We start from the raw sequence: 3,289 nt of genomic DNA, 5'->3' as shown, positions 1-3,289 counted from the left end.
CACAAGGAACTTTGTCGGTCACAAAATCCGCCAACACCACCAACCACTGTGGGAGCGGGCTTGCCCGCGATGAGGCCCCAAGGCTCACCCTGGATTCAAACCCCCGGCACCGGACACCCCAAATCCCCCTCCTGACACTTCAAGTAAGTCTTGAACGTCTCAACCCGCGCCTTGGTCAATTCGGTCACGCAATTGCCATAGATCAACGGATAAACACTCCCACCCTCCACCCCGGACGCCGAGAACTTGCATTCGGCATCGCGAAACGCCAGCCACGCCCGCTGGGCGCTGAGCAACAGTTTCTTGCTGTCGGGATTGCCCTTGAGCCGGGCGGTAATCTGCTGGTACAGCGCGTTGAGCTCCTTGTCCGCCGCAGCATGCTGCACTGCCGCGCACTGATTCATATCCGCCTGCGTGGTGGCGTTGTCGCAGTCCAGGGCATGGGCCAGCGGGGTGAACAAAAAGGGCGTCAGCGCCAGAAGAATGCGTACATGCATGGGGAATCTCCCTGTGAAAGTTGAAGTGATGAGCCAGTGTAGCGAAGCCGGCCGCGGCGCAAAGGTCACGTTTGCGACAGCTGACACCTCATTCAGACAACTTTCGGGCTGGACATGTGGTCTTACAGGCCTACTGTTGTTCAGTACAGGAGGTGACGTATGAAACCAGTACCCAATAGTTTTGAGCGCAAAATAATTCTCAAATCGCCGCGCTCCCATGTCTGGCGTGCCCTGGTCGATGCCGAGGCGTTCGGCCAATGGTTCGGCGTGGCACTTGAAGGCAGGCGCTTCATTGCCGGCGAGTGGACCCAGGGGCAGGTCACGTACCCCGGTTACGAACACGTGTTGTGGAACGTGCTGGTGGAGCGGGTCGAGCCGCAGCAGCTGTTTTCCTTCCGCTGGCACCCCTATGCGGTCAACCCGAAGATCGACTACTCCCAGGAGCCCACCACCCTGGTCAAGTTCGAACTGGAAGACAACACGGTCGGAACCCTGCTCAGGGTCTCCGAGTCAGGTTTCGCGCACATTCCCGACATACGCCAGAAGGAGGCGTATTACATGGACAGCCGTGGCTGGGAAGAGCAACTGGGCCGGCTCGAACACTTTCTCGCCGAAAGCGCCAAGGCTCGTGAGCGTGAGAATGAGTGAAGCAGGCTCGAATAGCGAATCTATAGCGAATGTCGTACACGTGATGGCACTTTTGTCTTCTGTTACAGATTGGATCCGATGCGTATTCTGGCCACATCCACTGACGCACAGGGAGTGCGACAGGATCAAGGATGATCGGCCATTTGCATGGAATGCTGACGACAGGGAGTCGTGATGGTCTTGGAAGAACCCGCTTCGGCGTTTTTTTTTATGGGCGCAGAAAAAGGCGGCCAGCATTGCGTGCTCCCCGCCTTTTTTCATTACAGGTCGAGTTTCGCTGCGGCGCGTTCGGTGATTTGCTCGCGCAGTTTGAGTGAACTCGCTCCGCGCTGACGGGCCTCCTGCAGTACCCCGGCCGGCGCAGTGTCCGGGCTGCCGGCCGCGAACGGCGGAGCCGGGGCGTATTCGAGTTGCAATTGCACAAGCTCGGCGGTTTCCCGGTCGAACAGCTCGGCGGCCAGGGTCAGGGCGAAATCGATGCCGGCGGTAATGCCGCCACCGGTCAGCAGATTGCCGTCGCGCACCACCCGATCCTTCACCGCAATGGCCCCCAGCGGTGCCAGCAACTCGTGATAGGCCCAGTGGGTGGTGGCGCGCTTGCCCTTGAGCAAGCCGGCCGCGCCAAGCACCAGCGCGCCAGTGCACACCGAGGTGACATAACGTGCCGTCGCGGCCTGGACTTTCAGGAATGCCAGCGTCTCATCATCCTCCATCAACGGCCCGACCCCGCTGCCACCTGGCACGCAGATCACATCCAGCTTCGGGCAGTCATAGAACGTGCTGGTCGGCTTGAGCACCAGGCCGGTGCTGGCGGTGACCGGCACCAGATCCTTCCAGATCAGATGCACCTTCACATCCGGCAGCGAAGCCAGCACGTCGTAAGGGCCGGTCAGGTCCAGTTGCTGCATCTGTGGAAACAACAGAAAGCCGATCTGCAAGGTCATGGTGTTTTTCTCCTGGAAGTGGGTGGACGTCTTCACTGTAGGCGCCTAGGATTTGGCGCATACGCCAATAACCCCTCGAATTACGCCAAAATGCCCAAGCTCATTCACGTTCTCGCGTTCGCCAATGTGCAGTTGCTTGATGTCACCGGGCCTTTGCAGGTGTTCGCTTCGGCCAACGACATCGCTCGTCAGCGGGGTTTGCCCGCGCCTTATGCGCCATCAGTGATCGCCAGTTCGGGTCCGGCGGTGACGTCGTCGGCGGGCTTGGCCATGTTGGCCGAACCACTGCCGGAGCAGGGCAGCGATACCATGATCATCGCCGGCGGCTGGGGCGTTTACGCGGCGGCGCAGGATCCGGCATTGGTGGCCTGGGTGCGCGAGCATGGGGAGAAGTGTAGGCGGGTGGCGTCGGTGTGCACCGGGGCGTTCCTGTTGGCGGCCAGCGGCTGGCTCGATGGGCGGCGCGTGGTGACCCACTGGACCCGCTGCGATCAACTGGCGCAGCAGCACCCGCAGTTGCAGGTCGAACCCAATCCGATCTTCATCAACGACGGTCCGGTCTGGACCTCCGCCGGGGTCACCGCCGGTATCGATCTGGCGCTGGCGATGGTCGAAGCCGACCTGGGCCGCAGCATGGCCCTCGAAGTCGCCCGCCAACTGGTGGTGTTCCTCAAACGTCCCGGCGGCCAGTCGCAATTCAGCGTGACCCTGTCGTTGCAGCACGAAGGCAACCGCTTCGACGAACTTCACGCCTGGATCAGCGAAAACCTCACCAAGGATCTGGGCATCCCGACCCTGGCCCAGCAGGCCGGCATGAGCGAACGCAGCTTCGTGCGCCACTACCGCGCCGACACTGGCCAGACCCCGGCCCGGGCCATCGAACTGATCCGCGTCGAAACCGCCCGGCGTCTGCTCAGCGACACCGGCGTGCCGATCAAGCGGGTCGCGGTGCAATGCGGTTTCGGCAGCGAAGAGACCTTGCGCCGCAGCTTCCTGCGGGCCATGGGGGTGTCGCCGCAGGCTTATCGCGAGCGGTTTTCGGTCAGTGCTGAAGCAGATCCAGTCATGCCTTGAGGTGGTCGCCGGGTCAAAACACGCTCTGTGTAGCAGCTGGCGAAGCCTGCGTCCGGCTGCGAAGCAGTCGCAAAATCGGCCAACGCGGTGTTTCAGGAAAATCTCGCACTCAGGTTTTACGACTGC

Annotated in this window: 4 protein-coding genes; 2 read left to right on the top strand and 2 right to left on the bottom strand. The window is 61.4% G+C overall.

From position 1 onward, the window contains the following. Nucleotides 1–95: 95 nt before the first annotated feature. Nucleotides 96–497 (bottom strand): lysozyme inhibitor LprI family protein, encoded by a 402-nt coding sequence (locus tag ACW9JE_RS29695; RefSeq protein ID WP_457434787.1) that lies wholly within the window; start codon nucleotides 495–497, stop codon nucleotides 96–98. Nucleotides 498–656: 159 nt separating this feature from the next. On the opposite strand from ACW9JE_RS29695, the gene ACW9JE_RS29690 reads away from it, so the two are divergent. Beyond that, the gene (locus ACW9JE_RS29690) at nucleotides 657–1,145 is read left to right on the top strand and encodes an SRPBCC family protein (RefSeq protein ID WP_224539347.1); all 489 of its coding nucleotides are present in this window, start codon (nucleotides 657–659) and stop codon (nucleotides 1,143–1,145) included. Nucleotides 1,146–1,405: 260 nt separating this feature from the next. Here ACW9JE_RS29690 and inhA read toward each other — a convergent pair whose 3' ends face one another. Next, a complete protein-coding gene (gene inhA, locus ACW9JE_RS29685) occupies nucleotides 1,406–2,089 on the bottom strand; it encodes an isonitrile hydratase (RefSeq protein WP_457434788.1) in 684 nt (227 codons plus the stop codon). A gap of 90 nt (nucleotides 2,090–2,179) precedes the next feature. On the opposite strand from inhA, the gene ACW9JE_RS29680 reads away from it, so the two are divergent. Next, nucleotides 2,180–3,163: a GlxA family transcriptional regulator gene (locus tag ACW9JE_RS29680; protein ID WP_457434786.1), complete on the top strand. Its 984-nt coding sequence runs from the start codon at nucleotides 2,180–2,182 to the stop codon at nucleotides 3,161–3,163. Nucleotides 3,164–3,289: the final 126 nt, after the last annotated feature.

The sequence above is a fragment of the Pseudomonas sp. SDO55104_S430 genome (assembly GCF_054070595.1).
This window is presented reverse-complemented; position numbering and strand designations above follow the sequence as displayed.